This window comes from Mycobacterium sp. DHQP2018-32-09 (assembly GCF_058148405.1).
Genome location: NZ_JBYVYK010000010.1, coordinates 37,296 through 58,309, shown reverse-complemented (window position 1 = coordinate 58,309; position 21,014 = coordinate 37,296). Strand labels below are relative to the sequence as shown.

Sequence of the window (21,014 nt, the reverse complement as noted above, 5' to 3'; positions counted from 1 at the left end):
GGGTTGGTGACGTCGCGCCGTGTCGCGGTTGGTTCGCGGGCGCGCACGCTACATAGACGGCATGACCGAGACGGGTGGGGCCTCGAAGCAGTCGCTACGCGCACTCGACGCACTCAACTTCTTCCTGGCCGACGTCCGCGACGGGCTGGGTCCGTACCTGGCGATCTATCTCCTGGCGGTGCGGGGCCCGTCGCACGGCTGGAACGAGGCCACCGTCGGCGCCGTCATCACCATGGCCGGGATCGCCGGCCTGGTGTTCCAGACACCGCTCGGGGCGCTCGTCGACCGGGTGACCCGGCGCCGCATGATCATCGTCGTCGCAGCGTCGGCGGTGACCATCAGCTCGCTGCTGCTGCCGTTCGTCAGCGGCTTCGCGGTGGTCGCGGCCACGCAGTCCGTCGCATCGATCGCCGGCGCGGCCGTCGCGCCGGCGATTGCCGCCATCAGCCTCGGCCTGGTGGGTCCGAAACTGCTGGCGCCCCGCATCGGTCGCAATGAGGCGTTCAACCACGCTGGCAACGCGACGTCGGCGGGCATCGCGGCGCTGCTCGCCTGGTGGCTGGGCCCGGTGGTGGTGTTCTGGCTGATGGGGCTGCTCGCGGTGTGCAGCCTGGTCTCGACGCTGCGGATCCGGGCCGACGAGATCGACGAGCGCCGTGCGCGCGGCCTGACCGAGTCGGTCGACGACGGGGCGAGCGGGCTGCGGCACCTGTTGACCAATCGCTCGCTGGTGATCTTCGCCGTCATCGCGTTCACCTTCCACCTCTCGAACGCGGCCATGCTCACGTCGGTGAGCCAGCTGCTGACCCGCGTCGTCGGCAAGGACAGCGCCACCTCGCTGGTGGCAGCCTGCGTGCTGGCGGCGCAGCTGGTGATGATCCCGGTGGCGATCACCGTGGGCCGCAAGGCCGATGCGTGGGGACGCAAGCCGATCATGATCGCGGCGTTCGGCGTGCTCGCACTGCGCGGCCTGCTCTACACCGTCTCCGACGACGCCGTCTGGCTCCTGCTCGTGCAGGCGCTCGACGGCGTGGGCGCGGGCATCTTCGGTGCCCTGTTCCCGGTGATCGTGGCCGACCTCACCCGTGGCACCGGGCGGTTCAACCTCGCGCAGGGCGCCGTCGCCACCACGCAGGGCCTGGGCGGCGCGCTGAGCGCGAGCCTGGCCGGGCTGATCATCGTGTGGGCGGGATACGACGTGGCGTTCTGGACCCTGGCCGGCATCGCGGTGGTGGGGTTGGCGCTCTACGTCACGCTGATGCCGGAGACGCGGCCGGCGGGCGATCCTGGGATGCTCAGCCGTTCGCCTTCGCAATGACGTTCTCCGCGAACCACTCCAGGTTGCGGATCTTGTCGTCGAGCGGCTCGGTGTCGGGTCCCGTGATGTAGGGAATCCGGAAGCCCACGATGACGTCGGTGACGCCCTTGTCCTCGAGGCGCTTGATGCCGTCCAGGCTGAACCCGTCGATCGAGATGACGTGGATCTGGAATTCGTCGGCCAGCCCGATGCGCTCCTCCTCGTCGCGGAACTTCGCGAGCTTGGCGAGCAGCGGGTCCAATTCCTCGGGGTCGCCGCCGCCGTGCATCCAGCCGTCGTTGCGGGCGGCGCGCCGCAGCGCCGCATCGGCGTGGCCACCGACCAGGATCGGCACCGGCTTGGTGGGCGCGGGCGTCATCTTCGTGCTGGGGATGTCGTAGAACTCGCCCTGATAGGAGAAGTAGTCACCGCTGGTGAGCCCGCGGATGACGTCGATGCACTCGTCCATCCGCTTGCCGCGCTTGGCGAACGGCACGCCCATGATCTCGTAGTCCTCCGGCCACGGGCTGGTGCCCACGCCCAGGCCCAGGCGGTTGTCGAACATCGCCGCCAGGGAGCCGGCCTGCTTGGCCACCAGCGCGGGCGGGCGGATGGGCAGCTTCAGCACGAAGATGTTGAAGTGCAGCCGCGTGGTGACGGCCGACAGCGCGCCGATCAACGCGAACGACTCGATGAACGACTTGCCGTCCAGGAACTCGCGGTTGCCGTCCTCGGTGTACGGATACTTCGAGTCGGACACCTCGGGATACGCGATGGAATCGGGGATGGTCATCGCGTGGTACCCGGCCTCGTCGGCCGCCTTGGCCAACGGGATGTAGTACTTGGGGTCGGTCATGGCTTCCGCGTAGGTGAACCGCATGCAGCCGATGCTAGAACACGTTCTAGTTCTGCGGCGACGAACGCTCGGGCAAGATGGGGCCCGTGACGGCAACCGGGCGCCGACGGCCGTGGCTCACCGGGAACGTGCGCATCCTGTCGGCGGTGTCCTTCCTGCAGGACACCGCGAGTGAACTGCTGTACCCCCTGCTGCCGATCTACCTCACGGCGGTGCTCGGGGCGCCGCCGGCCGTGGTGGGTGCCATCGAGGGGGCGGCCGAGGGGGCTGCGTCGCTGACGAAGCTGGCGTCGGGGCCCCTGGGGGACAGGTTCGCCCGGCGCCCGTTGATCGCCACCGGATACGGCATGGCCGCCCTCGGCAAGGTCATGGTCGCGGCGTTCGCCGCGTGGCCGGGGGTGCTGGCCGGTCGCGTCGTGGACCGCCTGGGCAAGGGCCTGCGCGGGGCGCCGCGGGACGCCCTGCTGGTCGCCGACGTCGACCCCGCCGCGCGCGGGAGGGTTTTTGGCTTCCACCGTGCGATGGACACCGCGGGGGCCGTGGTGGGGCCGCTGCTCGGGCTGGCCGGCTACGAGTTGCTCGATCATCGGATCGCGCCGCTGCTGTGGGTGGCGGTCGTGCCGGCGGTGCTCAGCGTGGCGCTGGTGTTCGTCGTGCGCGAACGCCGCCGCGTCGCCGCGCCGCGCGCCGGCACGTTCTCGCGCGTGCGCGAACTGCCCGGCGGCTTCTGGCGCGTGACGGGCGTGCTGGTGGCCTTCGGCGTGGTCAACTTCCCCGACGCGCTACTGCTGTTGCGCCTCAACGACATCGGCTTCTCGGTGGTCGAGGTGATCCTGGCCTACGTCACCTACAACTGCGTCTACGCGGTGACGAGCTATCCGGCCGGGCTGATGGCCGACCGCCTACCGCGGTCGGTGGTCTTCGGCGTCGGGCTGGTGTTCTTCGCGATCGGATACGGCGGGCTGGGCCTCACCACCGATCCGACGACGGCGTGGCTGCTGATCGGCGCGTACGGCGTCTTCACGGGCTGCACCGACGGGGTCGGCAAGGCGTGGATCTCCAGCCTGGTGGGCAGTGACCTGCAGTCCAGTGCGCAGGGGCTGTTCCAGGGGGCCACCGGGTGCGCGGTGCTGGTGGCCGGTATCTGGGCCGGCTTGGCCTGGGGCGCCGACGGCACGGTGCCGCTGCTGGTCTCGGGCAGCGTCGGTGCGGTGTTCGCGGTGGCGCTGCTCGGGCGCGCCGCCATCGGCCGCGACGCCTGACCCGGATCCTGGCAGGATGACCGGCCATGGGTCAGTTCCTGCTCCGCGCCGCCCTCACCGGGCTGGCGCTGTGGATCGTCACGCAACTGGTCAGCGGCATCTCGTTCGTGGGCGGCGACAGCACGGCGGCGCGCATCGGCATCATCTTCGTGGTCGCCGTGATCTTCGGTCTGGTCAATGCCGTGATCAAGCCCATCGTGCAGCTCATCTCGATCCCGCTGTACATCCTGACGCTGGGCCTCATCCACGTCGTGATCAACGCGCTGATGCTGTGGATCACCTCGAGCATCACCGAGCACACCACGCACTGGGGCCTGGCGATCGACGACTTCTGGTGGACGGCCATCTGGGCCGCGATCGTGCTGTCGATCGTCAGCTGGGCACTGTCGCTCATCGTCGGAGGCAAGGACGGGTTGCGGTGAGCCGCTGACCGGGCGCCGCGGCTGCGGCACACTGGGGGAGTGCCGGAACTCCCCGAGGTCGAAGCGCTCGCCGACCACCTGCGCCGCCATGCCGTGGGACTCACGGTGGGGCGCGTCGACGTCGCGGCGCTCTCCGTGCTCAAGACCTTCGACCCGCCCACCACGGTGCTGCACGGGCGCGAGGTCACCGGTGCCAACCGCTGGGCGAAGTACCTGGGCCTGCAGTTCGACGAGCTGCACCTCATCACCCACCTGTCGCGCGCCGGGTGGCTGCGCTGGTCGGACAAGCTCGCCGCCGCACCGCTGAAGCCCGGCAAGGGGCCCATCGCCCTGCGCGTGCACCTCGGCACTCCCGGCGAGGCACCGGGATTCGACCTCACCGAGGCCGGTACCCAGAAGCGTCTCGCGGTGTGGCTGGTCGACGATCCGAACAAGGTGCCGGGCATCGCGACGCTGGGGCCCGACGCGTTGGCGCTCGATCCCCAGGGGTTGGCCGCGGCCCTCGAGCCGCACACCGGGCGCATCAAGACCGTGATCACCGACCAGAAGGTGATCGCCGGCATCGGCAACGCCTACAGCGACGAGATTCTGCACGTGGCCAAGCTGTCGCCGTTCGCGACCGCCAACAAGCTCAGCGAAGTGCAACTGATGGCGTTGCACGACGCCATGATCACCGTGCTCACCGACGCCGTCTCCCGCTCCGTGGGGCAGGGGGCCGCCACGCTCAAGGGGGAGAAGCGCTCCGGCATGCGCGTACATGCGCGCACCGGGTTGCCGTGCCCGGTGTGCGGCGACACCGTGCGCGAGGTGTCGTTCGCGGACAAGTCATTCCAGTACTGCCCCACGTGCCAGACCGGGGGCAAGGTGCTCGCAGACCGGCGGATGTCGAAGCTGCTGAAGTAATCCCGTCAGCAGTACGACGCGGTGGCCGCGTCGAGCGCCTGGACGTACAGCGGATCCAGGTGACGGGCGTCGATCACCTCGGCGCGCGCGGCGTCGCGGGCGCGGGCACACCCCGGCCCGCGCAGCACGTCCCACTGGGTCGCCATCTCGTCGACCATGGCGCGGTTGAACCCGTCGATGGCAGAGCGTGATTCGCTGAGATCGGGTGCCGCGGTCGGCGCGGTGGCCGGGTCGAACTTCCACCGGCCGAACAGCGCATACTCCACGCCCTCGGTGGCGTGGATCTGATGCTCGAAGGCCCGCCGCACGTATCCGTCGTCGATGCCGTGCTCGCGGGCCTGGGTCGAGACGTCGTCGAGGACCTTGGCGACGCGTTCCGGATCCTCGATGGAACCGCCGTTGACCCACTTGAAGGCGGCTACGGCGTCGGCGGTGGCCAACCGCTGGGCGGCGACGTCGACCAGTCGGTACAGCGGCGACGCGGTGTCGGCGTGGGCGGGTGCGACGCCGATGGAAATGGACGCCAGCAGGCCGACGGCGAGCAGTGCGGTACGTGTCACCGCTCCATCATGCGCGATCGGTTGCGATTCGTGGAGTCTCCGTCGCGCTCAGCGGAACGGAGACTCCACGAATCGCGCGGCTCAGGCCGATCGACCGCGCTCCGCGCGGCTCAGGCCGATCGACCGCGCTCCGCGCGGCTCAGGCCGATCGACCGCGCTCCGCGCGGTAGTGCCGCACCAGGGCATCGGTGGAACTGTCGGACTGCTCGGCGGGCGCGTCGTCGGAGGTGATCACCGGCAGCAGCGCCTTGGCCTGCGTCTTGCCCAGCTCCACGCCCCACTGATCGAAGGAGTCGATGCCCCAGACCACGCCCTCGGTGAAGACCTGGTGCTCGTAGAGGGCGATCAACTGGCCCACCACCGACGGGGTGAGCTTGGTGGCGAGAATCGACGTGGTGGGCCGATTTCCGGGCATCACCTTGTGCGGGACGACGTCGGCGGCGGTGCCCTCGGCCGCGATCTCCTCGGCGGTCTTGCCGAACGCCAAGACCTGGGTCTGGGCGAAGAAGTTGCTCATCAGCAGGTCGTGCATGCTGCCGGTGCCGTCGGCCGTCGGCAGGTCGTCGGTGGGCTGGCTGAAGCCGATGAAGTCCGCGGGGATCAGCCGGGTGCCCTGGTGCAGCAGCTGGTAGAAGGCGTGTTGGCCGTTGGTTCCCGGTTCGCCCCAATAGATTTCACCGGTCTCGGTGGTGACGGGGGAGCCGTCCGCGCGCACCGACTTGCCGTTGGACTCCATGGTGAGCTGCTGCAAGTAGGCGGCGAAGCGTGCCAGGTCGTTGGAGTAGGGCAGCACCGCGCGTGACTGGGCGCCGAAGAACTCGTTGTACCAGAGGCCGATGAGACCAAGCAGCGCAGGCGCATTGGCCTCCAGCGGCGCGGTGCGGAAGTGCTCGTCCACCAGATGGAAGCCGGCGAGGAACTCGGCGAAGCGTTCCTTGCCGATGACGGCCATGACCGACAGGCCGATGGCGCTGTCCACCGAGTAGCGGCCGCCCACCCAGTCCCAGAAGCCAAACATGTTGGCGGTGTCGATGCCGAACTCGTCGACCAGCTTCTCGTTGGTGGAGACGGCGACGAAGTGCTTGGCCACGGCGTCGTCACCCAGGGCGTCGGTGAGCCAGCGCCGCGCCGCCGTGGCGTTGGTGAGCGTCTCCAACGTGGAGAACGTCTTCGACGCGACGATGAACAGGGTGCTGGCCGGGTCCAGACCGTCGAGCTTGGCCACCAGGTCGGCGGGGTCGACGTTGGAGACGAAGCGGGCGGTGATGCCGGCGTCGGCGTAGTGGCGCAGGGCCTGATAGACCATCACGGGGCCCAGGTCCGAGCCGCCGATGCCGATGTTCACCACGCACGTGATGCGCTGACCCGTCGCGCCCGTCCACTCGCCGCTGCGCAGTCGGTCGGTGAACTCGCCCATCCGGTCGAGCACCTGGTGCACGTCGGCCACCACGTCCTGGCCGTCGACGGTCAGCGACGCCCCGCGCGGCAACCGCAGCGCCGTGTGCAGCACGGCGCGATCCTCGGAGGTGTTGATGTGCTCGCCGGCGAACATGGCGTCGCGCTTGGCCTCCAGCCCCGCGGTCCTGGCCAGGTCGACCAGCAGCTGCAGCGTCTCCCGGGTGATGCGGTGCTTGCTGTAGTCGACGTACAGATCGCCGACCGACAGCGTCAGCTCGCGGCCGCGCGCCGGGTCCTCGTCGAATAGCTCGCGGAGCGTCGTCGAGCCGATGCGATCGTGGTGCTGGGCGAGCGCGGTCCAGGCTGACGTCTTCGAGATGTCCACGGTGTCGGTCATTCTCACGACCCTAGTGCGAGACGGCGGAAGGAGGAGTAAATGATGGATGTATGGACACTGCCAAGCTGCTTTCCTCCGTGCCCACCGGTCTGTGGATCGGTGGTGCGGAACGCTCCGCCGCATCGACGTTCGACGTGCTCAACCCCGCCAACGACGAGGTGCTGACCAAGGTCGGCAACGCCACCGCCGACGATGCGCGGGCCGCGCTGGACGCCGCGTGCGCGGTGCAGGAGGAGTGGGCGGGCACCCCGGCGCGCAAGCGGGGCGAGATCCTGCGGTCGGTGTTCGAGACCATCACCGACCGGGCCGACGACATCGCGGCGCTCATGACCCTCGAGATGGGCAAGGTCTTCCCCGAGAGCAAGGGCGAGGTGACCTACGGTGCCGAGTTCTTCCGCTGGTTCGCCGAGGAAGCGGTGCGCATCGGCGGTCGCTACACCCCGAGCCCGGCGGGCACCGGACGCATCATCGTCACCAAGCAGGCCGTGGGCCCCTGTTACGCGATCACCCCGTGGAACTTCCCGCTCGCGATGGGCACCCGCAAGATGGGGCCGGCCTTCGCGGCGGGCTGCACCATGATCGTCAAGCCGGCGCAGGAGACGCCGCTGACGATGCTGCTGCTGGCCAAGCTGATGGACGAGGCCGGATTGCCCAAGGGCGTGCTGTCGGTGTTGCCGACCAGTGATCCGGGCGGGGTGACGGGCGCGTTGGTCGACGACGGCCGGCTGCGCAAGCTGACGTTCACCGGTTCGACCGGCGTGGGCAAGGCCCTGGTGAAGCAGTCGGCGGACAAGCTGCTGCGGACGTCGATGGAGTTGGGTGGCAACGCGCCGTTCATCGTGTTCGACGACGCCGACGTGGACGCCGCCGTCGACGGTGCCATCCTGGCGAAGATGCGCAACGGCGGCGAGGCGTGCACGGCCGCCAACCGGTTCCACGTGGCCAACTCGGTCCGGGAGGAATTCACCGAGAAGCTGACCAAGCGGATGAGCGAGTTCACGCTCGGCGACGGGCTGGACGAGTCGGCGACGCTGGGGCCGCTGATCAACGCCAAGCAGCTGAGCAAGGTCAACGAGTTGGTGAGCGACGCGGTGTCGCGCGGTGCGACGGTGGCCACCGGCGGCGTGGCGCCCGGGGGTCCGGGCAACTTCTACCCGGCGACCGTGCTGGCCGACGTGCCCAAGGACGCCCGCATCCTCAAGGAAGAGGTGTTCGGCCCGGTGGCGCCCATCACGGGATTCGACACCGAGGAGGAGGGCATCGCCGCCGCGAACGACACCGAGTACGGGCTGGCCGCCTACGTGTACACGCAGTCCCTGGACCGGGCGCTGCGCGTGGCCGAGTCCATCGAGTCCGGCATGGTGGGCGTGAACCGCGGCGTGATCTCCGATGCCGCCGCCCCGTTCGGCGGCATCAAGGAATCGGGCTTCGGCCGCGAGGGCGGCTCCGAGGGCATCGAGGAATACCTCGACACGAAGTACATCGCGCTGACGAACTGAGCCGGTTTTGACGAAGACCGCCCGGGCACCTGCCCGGGCGGTCTTTTGGCAGGTGGCCGTGACTGTCCGCAGAGAGGTGTTGCGGTTCACGCATCATCGTCCGTGTACTTCAACCGTTGCTCGCACGCCTGGTCATCGGCGAGGCCAGGCTATAAAGCCAGTTCGAAGTAGCGTGAATGGCAGTGGGGACACAGACACATTGTTTGCGTGGGTCTCCATCGATTGGTAGGTATCAATCTTCGGTCCCGGCCTACCCGCTAGGTCGGATATGCTGCCCGCAAAATTAGTTTCTAGGGGAGCCGATGCGCGGCGCGAAGCGATGAACGCGACTAGCACCAACGAATTTCCGAAGGCACCTCGGGAAAATGCCCCGGAGCAGGCTCCCGTCGTCTCCGTGTGCATTCCCATGTACAACAACGCCGACACCATCCGGCGCAGCTTGCAGAGCGTGCTGATGCAGGACGGTGTGGACTTCGAAATCCTCGTCCTCGACGACGATTCAACCGACGGGGGTCCGGACGTGGTCCGTGACTTGCTCAGGCCCCAGGATCGGTTGATCCGGAACGGTAGTCGACTTGGCCTGGTTGGAAACCACAACAAGTGCGTCACGTTGGCGCGCGGTACGTACGTCCAGTTCGTACACGCGGACGACTGGTTGCTTCCCGGTGCGCTACGCACGCTCGCCGCTGCTCTAGACGAAGCCGATGGCGGCATGGCTTTCGCGCCACGCGAAGTGGTGACCGACGACGCCGGCTTCGTTCGTCAGTACGGGCAACTGCACAAGCACTTCCGAGGCCTTGAGAAGGCTAATGACGGCCGTAAACTCGCCATGCAGCTAGCGCTACGCGGGGCGCATCACAATTGGATCGGTGAACCCACGTGCGTCATGTTTCGTCGCGACCTGGCGCTCGAGGCGGGGCTATTTCGTAGTGACATCTATCAACTACTGGATCTCGATCTGTGGCTGAGGTTGATGGTGCGCTCTACGGTGTGCTTTCACCAGGTTGCAGTCTCGGTTCGCAACCACACATCATCGACGACATCGGTACAGAACAAGGCACAAAGACGGGATTGGTTGGACCAACTGCGGGTCCTTAGCTCCATGGTCGTCGACCCTGGAGCGCCCACCGCTATTCGGATCGTCAATCTTGTTTGGTGGGTACCGATCTGGATACGGTCTGCAGCCGAAGCGCTTGTGTTTGGCCCGCAGCGGGCGATTCGCTTGAGGGAGGCGGCAGTCGCGCCGCTCGCGGAGTTGGTACGGGCAAGAAGGGTGTTTAAGCCGCATAGGTAGCCGTTCGGGCACGCGCATTTAACGGCGAACTGTTGGTCGTAGCTGGGGGGATTATGAATTTTGCGCGGTGTGCGCACCGGGTTCTGGCGCCGAGGGCGGACCGTCGGGGGTGGAACGGACTTTGGCGCCTTTCATGCCGAATATGGGGGGAGAAGCTTGTCGTCACGAAGCTTCACGGCAGCGAGGCGATGATTAACTTCGCGAATCCCTATCCGATGCTTGTCCGCAAGTTTCCCGAGTACAACAATCCACAAGTGGCCGCAGTGCGAGAAATGGCTCGCGCGCTGTCACGCGGTGTACACGTCGTGGATGTCGGCGCTGCAGTTGGCGACACGGCGCTGAAGTTGTACGACGAGTGCGGACCGCAGATCGCGTCGATGACATGCATCGAAGGTGATCCAAAATTTGCGTCGTTGCTCCGCTCCAACGTCGGCAGACAAGGAGCAATTATCCATGAACGAATGTTGGCGGCCTCTGACGGGCTGGCGCGCGAACTCATCCATAATCAGCACGCGGGTACCGCAGCTTCGCTCGGTGCCCGTCAGGTCCCGGCTATCACTCTTGACCACGTGCTGGGTGAGGCTGAAGTCGACGTTCTGAAGATCGATACCGACGGATACGACGGGAACGTCCTCGAAGGTGCGTCAAACACGTTGGCTCGCCGGCGTCCGATTGTTCTGTTCGAATGGCATCCCATTGCGTGTGCCCTCGCGGGCACCGATGTCAATGCTCCGTTTCGACTGCTGAAGGGCTATTCGAAAACGGTCTGGTACACGAAGTACGGTTCTTTCAGCCATGTCGCGAATGATGTGACCGAGCAAGATCTATCAGATCTTGCTCGAGTGTGTCGCGAGTCATCTTTGCCTGACTGGCATTACGACGTGATAGCGGTGCCAGACGAGAGTCCTGTCTCGATCGTTGCCTTGGCCGCTACGACGAATCTTCCTCGCGCATAGGGAGGCGGTCGCGATGAATGTTAAAGAAGTGTGCCGCGGGCTGCGTGACGGCAGCGCAGGGCGTCGATCGCAGACGGAAGTGTTGCTGGTTTCCCATGGATCCGGGCTTCATGGAGGCGCGGAGTTCGTCTTCCGCGACATGGCGCTTGCCATCCGCGACCAACATCCGTCCCTCAGGATGGCGGCAGTGTTTCCTCGTCGCGGTGAGCTTAGTTCAGAATTACGCGCGAAGGACATTGCGCCGGTCATCGCACCCCTGCCGTGGTGGTCGACCAAATGCAACAGTGCAAGACCTTTTTACCTCGAGCTTCTCGCTCCTGCAATTTGTTTCATTCCCGCCGTGCTCGTAGCCGCAGCGGTTCTACTGGTCAAGCGGCCAGCCTTGGTTGTAACCAACACCCTCACGATACCGTCCTTCGCCATCGCGGCTTGGATGCTGCGCATCCCTCATTATTGGCTGAGGCATGAGTATGGACGAGCAGACCACGGTATGCGTTTCCTTGTTGGATATGAGAACTCGCTGAACTTGATGGCCAAACTATCAGTGACGATCATCTGTTGTTCGCGGGCGCTCGCCGAAGAGTTCGTTGCCGTCACGCATGCTTCCAACGTTGAGGTCGTGCATCCGGCGATCCACGCGTCAGTCGGTGTGGTGGCACGGCGTAAGTCCGACGAGACGTTGCGAGCGGTGCTGGTTGGCAGGTACGCCGTGAGTAAGGGGCAGGACCTGGCGATCGAAGCAGTTGCCCTCGCCCGCGACCGAGGGGTCGATATTCGGCTTGATCTCGTCGGGCCCGGCGACCAATCCGGCGCTCGGAGATTGACTCGTCGGCTTGCGCTTGACGATTTGGTGAGTTTTCACGGCCAAACTGAGGACGTCAGTCCCTATTGGCGAAATGCCCATGTTGCGCTGATGTGCAGCAACCTTGAGGCGTTCGGTCGTGTCACCGTTGAGGCGATGCGGTCGGGCTTGCCGGTATGCGGCACCGATTCCGGTGGAACGAAGGAACTCATAGAGCATGGTGTGAATGGACTTTTGAGCCCCGCTGGCGATGCAATCGCCTTATCCAACAATCTGATTGAGATCGCAGGAGACGAAGCCCTGCGGCAGAGTATGGCGCGGATGGCGATCGCTTCGGCTGACGAGTTTCAAAGGCCCACATACGCATCACGTATCGGCGAGATTCTGGGTCTGAGTGAAGTCGGGTGTGAGTGAATTCTTGCTCAGTGTCAGCTACATTGCACTGCGCTTGGTGAGCATGACCCGCTGCACCGCTTCGAGGAAACGGTGGCCATTGCGGAGGTCGGGCTCAAGATGACAGCCCTCGGCCCATTCGTTCCACGCGTTGATGAAGACAAGCTGTTCATCTTCAGGGAACGATGAAACACGTTCGGTAGCATCGCGAAGCCACTGTTCGAAGAGCGCTGCGTCGTCATTCTGGATGACTGTCGCGCCCGACGCTCGGCGCGAGGTGTTGTCCCAGCTCGGAAAGACGCACGGGAATCTGCGCTCAGTTGGCTCCGGTCGCTGCATGGCGACGCGCGCAAGAGCCTCGTAGTCGTAAGCAACAAACGAGTTTCGCCGCACCAGGCTCCACAACCTGCTGAGGGGGTGGCGAAGTCGAGCGCGATTGAACTGCGACTTTACTGTCTCCCAATGAGGTTCGAATCCCACGACGGCATCGAACCCTAGCTCAATCGCATCCCTGTCCGACATCCTGTGAGCATGGCTGTGAACGACACCGATGTACACCCCGGGCAGGCCCATCGCAACGGCTTTGGCGCGCCATTGAGCAATGGTCGCCCGAAGGTCGGGGAAGCCGTCGGTGTTGTAAATCAGGAACACCGGCTTGTCGTCAATGCGGATGTATCGAGAGTCGGCAAAGAACTTACCGAGATACTCGAAATGGCCTTCAAGATCGTAGTTTTCGAAGTCTTGCCCCATCAGCACTTTGTTGTGGCCGCCGTCCCAGCGGCGGGTCCACGGCTCTGTCGGCCAGCAAAGGCAGAACGGGAAGTCTGATTCTGAGTCGGCCAGCATGGCCTCAAGGGGGGTTTCGAGCAGCAGTTGGCCGTCGAACCAATAGTGGTAGTAGCAGAAGCCGCCCAAACCATACTGCCGAGCGAGATCGATCTGCGCGCGCCTGACGGCGTCGAGGCGAAGGTCGTAGAAGCCCAGATCGGCGGGCACCTGTGGCTGATGATGGCCGCGAAATCGCGGCTTCGCGCGCGCGACGTTGGTCCACTCCGTGAACCCCCTGCCCCACCATTCGTCATTCTGAGGAATCGGATGAAACTGCGGGAGATAGAACGCGATCGACTTCATGCCAGATCATCACACTGGGTGCGCGTGGCAGACCTTTGATTGAAACGTATGCAACAGCTCATGGTTTTGAGATTGAATCCCTTGTCGGCCAGTCGATGTAGTCCATCAGGTCGGTAATCGTAGACGGCTGGGCGATCGCCTGCAGCGCGAATGGTGGAGCATCGGTCCTCGTCGTCGCGCTTTGCCGGCGACGGATCGTCTGGACGAAGTCGGATGGCTTGGTCGCGGATTCGGTCAACGGCCTCAAGCTGCCTTGCGCCTTTCGCAAGAGTCGGCTTTCAGGCCACCGACAGCTCGCTGTCGAGGTGCACCGGTTGCTGTTGGCGTGGCTCCACGAATGCAGTGGCGCCAACCGTGCTCACGTCTGCGGCCAAGAACCGTTCTGCGATCCGGAACTCGGCATCCCGGGCCGAAAGCAGGTAGCGGACCCGCTGGCGTTTGGCTGGGCCCGACACCGCGCAGGACATGATGCTCTTCAGCCACACTGCCCGCCACCACAGCTTCGCGCGCGAGCGCACGATCTTGGGCGAGGCCGGATCGACGATGAGCCACGTGAGGATTCGCAGCCGGTCGAGCCAATCCTTGCGTGCGCCAACGATTCGCGCGGTGGCGGTGCTCGGTGTGTAGGAATGCACCGACAGTTGGTTGCGGTGGAAGCAGACGCGGCGGGACCGCAACATGAGTCGCAGCCAGAGGTCGTAGTCGACCAACTGGTAGATGTCCGTGCGGCACGATCCGCCGGCGAGTGCGAGATCCCTGCGGAACATCACGCACGTGGGCTCGCCAATCCAGTTGCCGTAGGCGCCTCGTGCAGCGATCTGCGCGACGAGCTCGGGACCGCTGTTGAATTCCGACAGATCACGGAAGCCCTCGTGCAGATCACTGCACCACTTCTTCCAGTTCGCATCGGTGCTGTCGATGTCGCGTGGTGCGAACGCCAACCCCACGTCGGGGTCGTCGAAGTACGTCGCCAGTGTGCGCAGCGCGCCGTCGAGGAGCCAGTCGTCGCCGTGGACGTACTGGATGAGTTCACCGCGCGCCAGCTCGAGGCACTTGTTGTGATTGCCGTTCAAGCCCAGGCGAGGCGTGTTCTTGACGTATCGGTCGCCAGGTCGCAGCATGCGCTGGGCAATGGCCGCACCGTCATCGGTCGAGTCGTCGTCGACGACGATGATCTCGAACCGCGCCCCGTCTTGGGCGAGGATGCTGCGCAGGCACCGTTCGATGGTGGCGGCATTGTTGTAGAGCGGCACGCATACGGAGATGAGCGGCCGCGTAGGCAAGTTGTCGAGTCCGGCGCTGTTCACTCTGACGCCCCCCAAATCCTTCATCCCCTGAGTGCTGCAACCGTGCCGCGTGGAAACCCCACCCGCCTCCGACGCCCGATATAGTTGAGGTGTTCTAACTAAATTGCGCGTCAAAATTCGCTGGTGGCTACGCGGTCGCCTTCACCTTAAGGTCACCTGAGGCCATCCACAAACGGTCCTGAGAAATACCTTAGGAATTGTTTTAACCGATCTTGAATACGGAATGAACTGGCTCCGATAACCGTGCGGCTGCCTTCGATTAGACCGTGTTAGCTACTCGGGCGTAGATTTCGGCGGTGCCCCAGTGCTGGCGAAACGCGAAATGAGCCGTCAAAGTTGGTTGCTCCGCCAGTTGCGCTGCTCATGCCGCCTGCTGGGTGGGATCCGGGCAGTCACATGCCGGTTCCCGCGAACGAATTCCACCGGCGGACGAATTCTGAGACCCGGTCGCTGGCCGCGATGGTTCATTCAGTGGGTCAAAGCGCCGAAGATCGAGGCGGCAGCCGATCTAAAATTTACGGGCTCGGTGGCGACGGCACGGCGGAACTCATCGAACGAGGGGGCCAGCCGATCGAAGTCCGTGACGGCGTTCACGGTGGTAGCCGCGACGTGCCGGTCGAAGGTGCGACCGCGCTCGGCGATCGCGAAGCCCGCGGGCACGGACCGATCGGCAGACGGGCCCGGCGGGGTGGTCGTCACGACGCACGCGCCCGCGGCCACCGCCTTTCGGGTGAGGAGGTTGCCGTGGGAAGGAGCGCCGTACTCGAGATGCACCTTCGCACGGGTCAGGAGGTCGAATTCGCTCTCCGGATCGTCGACGCAGACCGCCTCGACTCGCAGGCCGGTACGTCGGACGGTGTGAAGAACCCCGCGCCAGCGGCGTTCGTGCCGTGAGTCGAACGTGACCAGATCCTCGCGGGCGCGTCGGGGCTCTGTGGCGGCTTGGGCGTACTCCTCGGGTACGGGGTCGTTGAGTCGGGTCGCCGGGGTGAGGAGATGGTCGGCGCAGAAGTCTCGCGCGAACTCGCTGCGCCACAGGTGCCGTACGTGCGGCGCGCGCAGTAGCTCCGCCAGTGAGCGACGAGGCCGCAGCGGACCCAGGGGGACGAGAGAGCGGCGTCGGATTGCCGATGCGGCAGTCGACGTCAGGTCCGACCACCAGCAGTACACCGAACAGTCGAAGAACTGTGGGATCAGGCTCGCGCACTCCTCGGGGATCACCACGGTCGATCCCGGTTTGATCCAGCGCAGGTCCGCGGGCGATGCGCGGTAGTGCCGAAATGGCGCTGGTACCTCGAAGTCGAGGCTGAGTGGCGCGTACGTCATCCACGCCTTGAGGCCCTGCGCGTTCAACGCGTCGCACAACTGGTGCAACGATGCGCTGCCGTCCGACGTGCAGCCGCCAGGAGCCACGACGAACACCTCGCTCATCACCGACCTCCTCTGGCCCGTCTCGTGTGCGGCGCCCGCTGACGTGCCGCCTCCTTAAAACATACCGATGGTTTGGTTATGGTCGTGCCGCGGCGACCGGGGACCGTGCGAACGCGATCGCCCGTCGCGCACAACTCCGCAACTGCGGCCAAGGATGCTGAATTGATCCGAGGATGCGGTTGTCGGGGTGAGGATGGCGGCACTACGCTCACGCCGTGCCCCCACCGTTGATCCGCATCCGCGACGCAGCCGATCTCCTCGGCGTCAGCGACGACACCGTCCGGCGATGGATCGACGACGGTCAGCTAGACGCCACCGCCGACGAGTCCGGCCGCAAGGTCGTCGACGGCGCCCGGTTGGCGGCATTCGTCAGCGCCGCGGCCACCCGGACGCCGCAGGACCCCACCCGCGTCGGGAGTTCCGCACGCAACCGACTGGCCGGACTGGTCACCAAGGTCACCACCGACAAGGTCATGGCTCAGGTCGAGATGCAGTGCGGTCCGTTCACCGTCGTCTCCCTGATGAGCACCGATGCCGTGCGCGACCTCGGGTTGGAACCGGGCAGCATCGCCGTGGCCGTCGTGAAGGCCACCACCGTCATCGTCGAGACGCCGGGAGCGACCCCGTGAACAGAGCCGTGAGACTGGCTGCCGTCGGTTTGGCAGCAGCCGTCGCGATGTCCGGGTGCGGTGGCACCGGCAACGACGCTGCCGGTTCGGCGCCCGCAGGGGCATCGGGTTCGCTGATGGTCTTCGCCGCCGCGTCGCTCAAACAGTCCTTCACCGAGATCGGTGACCGGTTCTCGGCCGAGAACGCCGGTACGACGGTCGAATTCAACTTCGCCGGCTCGTCGGATCTGGTCACGCAACTGACCCAGGGCGCCTCGGCGGACGTGTTCGCCTCCGCCGACGTGAAGAACATGGACAAGGCGGCGGCACAGGCGGGCCTGGTGGCCGGAGCCCCCGTCGACTTCGCAAGCAACGTGCTGACCATCGCCGTCGCCCCCGGTAACCCCAAGGGCGTGTCGTCGTTCCGCGACCTCGCCAAGCCGGACCTCGCCGTGGTGACGTGCGCGCCGCAGGTGCCCTGCGGTGCCGCGACCCGACGCATCGAACAGGCCACCGACGTGACGTTGTCCCCGGTGAGCGAGGAATCCTCGGTGACCGACGTCCTCAACAAGGTGTCCACCGGGCAGGCAGACGCCGGGCTGGTCTACGTCACCGACGCGGCGGGATCCGGCGGCAAGGTCGACGCCGTCGCCTTCCCCGAGTCGGCAGGAGCCGTCAACACCTATCCGATCGCAGCACTCAAGGAGTCGAAGAACGCCGACCTCGCAAAGAGATTCGTCGACTACGTCACCGGCGCGACCGGTCAGCAGGTGCTCGGTAAAGCGGGGTTCGGCAAGCCCTGACCGCAAGCCCCGACGACAGGTCCTGAGAGGACCGTCGGGTCAATGACCCAGCCGGCCGCGGCCCAGCCGCAGCAGCAGCATCGCAAGGTCCTTGCCCTCGGGCCCCAGCACGCTGTAGCGCTCGATGACCTTCATCTCGCGGCTGTGCACCAGTCGGGTGCCGCCCGACGCCATGCGCGCCCTGCCGATGATCTTGGAGACTTCGGTGCGGCGCGCCACGGCGGCCAGGATCTCGGCGTCCAGCCGATCGATCTCCTGCCGCAGCTCGTCGATGTTGGGCGTCTCGTCGGCTTCGATACTCATGGGTGACTCCGATTTCTGAACTCGAATGATGGATGGTCCCCACCCGGCATCCAGGCCCCACTCGAGAGACGAGCCCCGGATCCGGAAGCGGACCGCGGGGCTGACGCGTTGCAGCTAGACCACGGGCACCGCGGGCCGGTACCCGTAGAAAAATCGTCCTCGCTGGCTGAGCACGAATCGAGTGTGCCACCACCGGTCGCATCGGCGCAAAAACCGCCCGGCCGGGACCGCAGTGTCCGTGTTCGGCGGTAAGTTCGAGTGGTTATGGCGTCACCTATCTCGGCACCGGCCACGGCCCTCGCCTCCTCGCACTCGGCCCCGCATTCGGCTCTCGACTCGGCTTCGGGCTCGGGGCCGGATCAGCTGCTCGACGGGCTCAACCCCCAGCAACGGCAGGCGGTCCTGCACGAGGGCACGCCACTGCTCATCGTCGCGGGCGCCGGCTCGGGCAAGACGGCCGTGCTCACCCGCCGCATCGCCTACCTGCTCGCCGAGCGCGACGTCGGCGTCGGTCAGGTGCTGGCCATCACGTTCACCAACAAGGCGGCCGCCGAGATGCGCGAGCGCGTGGTGGCGCTCATCGGCCCGCGCGCCCGCTCCATGTGGGTGTCGACATTCCACTCCACCTGCGTGCGCATCCTGCGCAACCAGGCGTCGCTGCTGCCCGGGCTGAACTCCAACTTCTCGATCTACGACGCCGACGACTCCCGTCGCCTGCTCATGATGATCGCCAAGGACATGGGCCTTGACACGAAAAAGTACTCGCCGCGGCTGCTGTCGAACAACATCTCCAACCTCAAGAACGAACTCGTCGACCCGGACCGCGCCACCAGCGAGCTGACCGACGCCAGCGACGAACTGACGAAGATCGTCGCCTCGGTCTACGCCGAGTACCAGCGCCGGCTGCGCGCCGCCAACGCCCTGGACTTCGACGACCTGATCGGCGAGACCGTCGCCATCCTGCAGGCGTTCCCGCAGATCGCGCAGTACTACCGGCGCCGCTTCCGGCACATCCTGGTCGACGAGTACCAGGACACCAACCACGCCCAGTACATGCTGGTGCGCGAACTCGTGGGCCACGACCTCGAGGACGCCGAGGTGCCGCCCGCCGAACTGTGCGTCGTGGGCGACGCGGACCAGTCGATCTACGCGTTCCGCGGGGCCACCATCCGCAACATCGAAGACTTCGAGCGCGACTACCCCGACGCCACCACCATCCTGCTGGAGCAGAACTACCGCTCCACCCAGAACATCCTGTCGGCCGCCAACGCGGTGATCGCCCGCAACGCCGGACGGCGCGAGAAGCGGCTGTGGACCGACCAGGGCGAGGGCGAGCTGATCGTCGGCTACGTCGCCGACAACGAGCACGACGAGGCGCGGTTCGTGGCGGGGGAGATCGACACCCTGCACGATCGCGGCGACCTGTCCTACAACGACGTCGCCGTCTTCTACCGCACCAACAACAGCTCCCGCGCCCTGGAAGAGGTCTTCATCCGCGCCGGCATCCCCTACAAGGTCGTGGGCGGTGTCCGGTTCTACGAGCGCAAGGAGATCCGCGACGTCGTCGCCTACCTGCGGGTGCTCGACAACCCCGGGGACGCCGTCAGCATGCGCCGCATCCTCAACACCCCGCGGCGCGGCATCGGCGACCGTGCCGAGGCCTGCGTGGCCGTCCACGCCGAGAACACCGGCGCCAGCTTCAACGACGCCCTGCAAGCGGCCGCCGAGGGCAAGGTGCCCATGCTCAACACCCGTTCCGAGAAGGCCATCGCCGGCTTCGTCGCGATGCTCGACGAGTTGCGCGCCGGCCTCGACGGCGAGCTGGGCGAGCTGGTGGAGACCGTGCTGGAGCGCACCGGATACCGGCGGGAACTCGAATCGTCCAACGATCCACAAGATCTCGCGCGCCTGGACAACCTGAACGAACTCGTCAGCGTGGCGCACGAGTTCAGCATCGACGCCGCCAACGCGGCGGCGCTGCGCGAGGAGGAAGGACAGACCCAGGATGAGGACGTGCCCGACACCGGCATGCTCGCGCAGTTCCTGGAGCGGGTGTCCCTGGTGGCCGACGCCGACGAGATCCCCGAGGAGAGCACCGGCGTCGTCACCATGATGACGCTGCACACCGCCAAGGGCCTGGAGTTCCCCGTCGTGTTCGTCACCGGATGGGAAGACGGCATGTTCCCGCACATGCGCGCCCTCGGCGACCCGACCGAACTGTCCGAGGAACGCCGGCTGGCCTACGTCGGCATCACCCGCGCCCGCGAACGGCTCTACCTGAGCCGGGCCAAGGTTCGCTCGTCGTGGGGCCAGCCGATGCTGAACCCCGAATCACGCTTCCTGCGCGAGATCCCGCAGGAACTCATCGACTGGCGCCGCGTCGAGGCGCCGTCGGCGTCGCTGTCCGCGCCGACGCGGATGTCCGGCGGCGCACCGGGCTCGGGCGGCCTCGGAGGGTCCCGCCCGTCGCCCGGACGGCCCGTCGCACGCAACCGGCCGCTCATCGTGCTGGAACCGGGTGACCGGGTCACGCACGACAAGTACGGCCTCGGCCGCGTCGAAGAGGTGTCCGGGGTGGGGGAGTCAGCCATGTCGCTCATCGACTTCGGCAGCTCCGGCAGGGTGAAGCTGATGCACAACCACGCTCCCGTGCAAAAGCTGTAGCGCTTACCGGCACCACCGGGCGGTCGCCGGGAGCGCGGCCAGCACCACCGTGGCGACCGGCAGCACGGGGATGGCGTACACCACCGCGGGCAACGCCGCGCCGGCCACGAACAGCCCGGCGAAGATCATCAGTGCCACGATGGACCCCACCCCGATGAGCAGCCGGCCGGTGCGGCGGCGCAGCAGTAGCGCGATGAGCCCCCCGATGGTGGCGGCCGCGGACACGGCGGTGAGGAAACCGATTGCCACGCAGAACAATTCGTCGGTCTTCCACCAGTTGGTGATGAGCGACGTGGCGATGACGGCAGTGGCCCAGCCCGACAGGATGGCCACCGTGGCGGTCGCCGACGCGAAGCCCGGGTGCGGGCGGCGGGGCGTCCCGACCGCTGCGGGCGACACCCGCGGCACATAGGTGGTCGGCGGATCCGCGGGGCGGTCCGCGAGCCCAGTCGGGGCGGCAGCCGTCGGAATCATCGCTGTGGGGGGTTCGGGCGGTGGCGGCGGGATCAGCGCGGTCTGCGGGCCGCTGCTCGACGCCGGCCGTGCCGTCGGGACTGGCCCGGTGGGATGACGCCGGATGATGCTCGTCTGCGGCGCCGACTCGTCGGGCACGCGCGGAAACGCCTGGGTCTCGGGGGCCCGGCGGATGATGCGGGTGCGGTCGGAAGATGGCCCGTCTGAAGAGGACGTGCGATCAGCCACCCGACCAGCCTACCGGTCGGAGACCG

General features: G+C 66.4%; 19 protein-coding genes and 1 pseudogene. 12 read left to right on the top strand and 8 right to left on the bottom strand.

The window, feature by feature from the left end; all coding sequences use genetic code 11:
• Window positions 1-61: 61 nt before the first annotated feature.
• Window positions 62-1,318: an MFS transporter gene (locus AC30CM_RS07245; RefSeq protein WP_490116161.1), complete on the top strand. Its 1,257-nt coding sequence runs from the start codon at window positions 62-64 to the stop codon at window positions 1,316-1,318.
• On the opposite strand, the gene AC30CM_RS07240 is transcribed toward AC30CM_RS07245, so the two are convergent.
• Entirely contained in the window at window positions 1,296-2,177 is an 882-nt protein-coding gene (locus AC30CM_RS07240; RefSeq protein WP_490116160.1) for an LLM class flavin-dependent oxidoreductase, read from the bottom strand. The two genes, AC30CM_RS07245 and AC30CM_RS07240, sit on opposite strands and share 23 nt — an antisense overlap.
• Before the next feature lie 62 nt (window positions 2,178-2,239).
• Between AC30CM_RS07240 and AC30CM_RS07235 the strand changes: the two genes are divergently transcribed.
• The 4 genes and pseudogenes from AC30CM_RS07235 to AC30CM_RS07220 all read left to right on the top strand — a co-directional run bounded on the left by AC30CM_RS07235 (window position 2,240) and on the right by AC30CM_RS07220 (window position 4,740).
• Window positions 2,240-3,415, top strand: coding sequence for an MFS transporter (locus AC30CM_RS07235; protein WP_490116159.1), 1,176 nt, complete (start codon window positions 2,240-2,242; stop codon window positions 3,413-3,415).
• Window positions 3,416-3,441: 26 nt separating this feature from the next.
• Window positions 3,442-3,837: a phage holin family protein gene (locus AC30CM_RS07230; RefSeq protein ID WP_490116158.1), complete on the top strand. Its 396-nt coding sequence runs from the start codon at window positions 3,442-3,444 to the stop codon at window positions 3,835-3,837.
• Between the two features lie 39 nt (window positions 3,838-3,876).
• Window positions 3,877-4,119: pseudogene (locus tag AC30CM_RS07225) on the top strand (DNA-formamidopyrimidine glycosylase family protein); the annotation flags it as partial.
• Between the two features lie 153 nt (window positions 4,120-4,272).
• The gene (locus tag AC30CM_RS07220; RefSeq protein ID WP_490116220.1) at window positions 4,273-4,740 is read left to right on the top strand and encodes a zinc finger domain-containing protein; all 468 of its coding nucleotides are present in this window, start codon (window positions 4,273-4,275) and stop codon (window positions 4,738-4,740) included.
• A gap of 5 nt (window positions 4,741-4,745) precedes the next feature.
• Here the strand turns inward: AC30CM_RS07220 and AC30CM_RS07215 are convergent, their stop codons facing one another.
• Complete coding sequence (locus tag AC30CM_RS07215) at window positions 4,746-5,300, bottom strand: chorismate mutase (protein WP_490116157.1); 555 nt, start codon at window positions 5,298-5,300, stop codon at window positions 4,746-4,748.
• Between the two features lie 139 nt (window positions 5,301-5,439).
• Complete coding sequence (pgi, locus tag AC30CM_RS07210; protein WP_490116156.1) at window positions 5,440-7,095, bottom strand: glucose-6-phosphate isomerase; 1,656 nt, start codon at window positions 7,093-7,095, stop codon at window positions 5,440-5,442.
• Between the two features lie 50 nt (window positions 7,096-7,145).
• Between pgi and AC30CM_RS07205 the strand changes: the two genes are divergently transcribed.
• The 4 genes from AC30CM_RS07205 to AC30CM_RS07190 all read left to right on the top strand — a co-directional run bounded on the left by AC30CM_RS07205 (window position 7,146) and on the right by AC30CM_RS07190 (window position 12,060).
• A complete protein-coding gene (locus AC30CM_RS07205) occupies window positions 7,146-8,594 on the top strand; it encodes an NAD-dependent succinate-semialdehyde dehydrogenase (protein WP_490116155.1) in 1,449 nt (482 codons plus the stop codon).
• Window positions 8,595-8,913: 319 nt separating this feature from the next.
• Complete coding sequence (locus tag AC30CM_RS07200; RefSeq protein WP_490116154.1) at window positions 8,914-9,888, top strand: glycosyltransferase family 2 protein; 975 nt, start codon at window positions 8,914-8,916, stop codon at window positions 9,886-9,888.
• Window positions 9,889-10,076: 188 nt separating this feature from the next.
• Window positions 10,077-10,844: an FkbM family methyltransferase gene (locus AC30CM_RS07195; protein WP_490116153.1), complete on the top strand. Its 768-nt coding sequence runs from the start codon at window positions 10,077-10,079 to the stop codon at window positions 10,842-10,844.
• Between the two features lie 13 nt (window positions 10,845-10,857).
• Complete coding sequence (locus AC30CM_RS07190; RefSeq protein WP_490116152.1) at window positions 10,858-12,060, top strand: glycosyltransferase; 1,203 nt, start codon at window positions 10,858-10,860, stop codon at window positions 12,058-12,060.
• An 18-nt stretch (window positions 12,061-12,078) separates the two neighbouring features.
• On the opposite strand, the gene AC30CM_RS07185 is transcribed toward AC30CM_RS07190, so the two are convergent.
• From AC30CM_RS07185 to AC30CM_RS07175, 3 genes are all read right to left on the bottom strand, one after another.
• On the bottom strand, window positions 12,079-13,170 hold the full coding sequence (locus tag AC30CM_RS07185; protein ID WP_490116151.1) for a glycosyltransferase WbsX family protein: 1,092 nt from the start codon (window positions 13,168-13,170) through the stop codon (window positions 12,079-12,081).
• A 278-nt stretch (window positions 13,171-13,448) separates the two neighbouring features.
• Window positions 13,449-14,501, bottom strand: a complete 1,053-nt coding sequence (locus AC30CM_RS07180; RefSeq protein ID WP_490116219.1) for a glycosyltransferase family 2 protein — start codon at window positions 14,499-14,501, stop codon at window positions 13,449-13,451.
• A 444-nt stretch (window positions 14,502-14,945) separates the two neighbouring features.
• On the bottom strand, window positions 14,946-15,908 hold the full coding sequence (locus AC30CM_RS07175) for a hypothetical protein (RefSeq protein ID WP_490116150.1): 963 nt from the start codon (window positions 15,906-15,908) through the stop codon (window positions 14,946-14,948).
• Between the two features lie 215 nt (window positions 15,909-16,123).
• Here AC30CM_RS07175 and AC30CM_RS07170 point away from each other — a divergent pair, with 215 nt between their 5' ends.
• A complete protein-coding gene (locus AC30CM_RS07170; protein WP_490116149.1) occupies window positions 16,124-16,537 on the top strand; it encodes a TOBE domain-containing protein in 414 nt (137 codons plus the stop codon).
• Window positions 16,538-16,584: 47 nt separating this feature from the next.
• On the top strand, window positions 16,585-17,319 hold the full coding sequence (modA, locus tag AC30CM_RS07165) for a molybdate ABC transporter substrate-binding protein (RefSeq protein ID WP_490116218.1): 735 nt from the start codon (window positions 16,585-16,587) through the stop codon (window positions 17,317-17,319).
• A 39-nt stretch (window positions 17,320-17,358) separates the two neighbouring features.
• Here the strand turns inward: modA and AC30CM_RS07160 are convergent, their stop codons facing one another.
• Window positions 17,359-17,622, bottom strand: coding sequence for a chorismate mutase (locus AC30CM_RS07160; RefSeq protein ID WP_490116148.1), 264 nt, complete (start codon window positions 17,620-17,622; stop codon window positions 17,359-17,361).
• A 264-nt stretch (window positions 17,623-17,886) separates the two neighbouring features.
• Here AC30CM_RS07160 and pcrA point away from each other — a divergent pair, with 264 nt between their 5' ends.
• Window positions 17,887-20,286, top strand: coding sequence for a DNA helicase PcrA (gene pcrA, locus AC30CM_RS07155; RefSeq protein ID WP_490116147.1), 2,400 nt, complete (start codon window positions 17,887-17,889; stop codon window positions 20,284-20,286).
• 3 nt (window positions 20,287-20,289) lie between these two features.
• Here pcrA and AC30CM_RS07150 read toward each other — a convergent pair whose 3' ends face one another.
• Window positions 20,290-20,988: a hypothetical protein gene (locus tag AC30CM_RS07150; RefSeq protein ID WP_490116146.1), complete on the bottom strand. Its 699-nt coding sequence runs from the start codon at window positions 20,986-20,988 to the stop codon at window positions 20,290-20,292.
• Window positions 20,989-21,014: the final 26 nt, after the last annotated feature.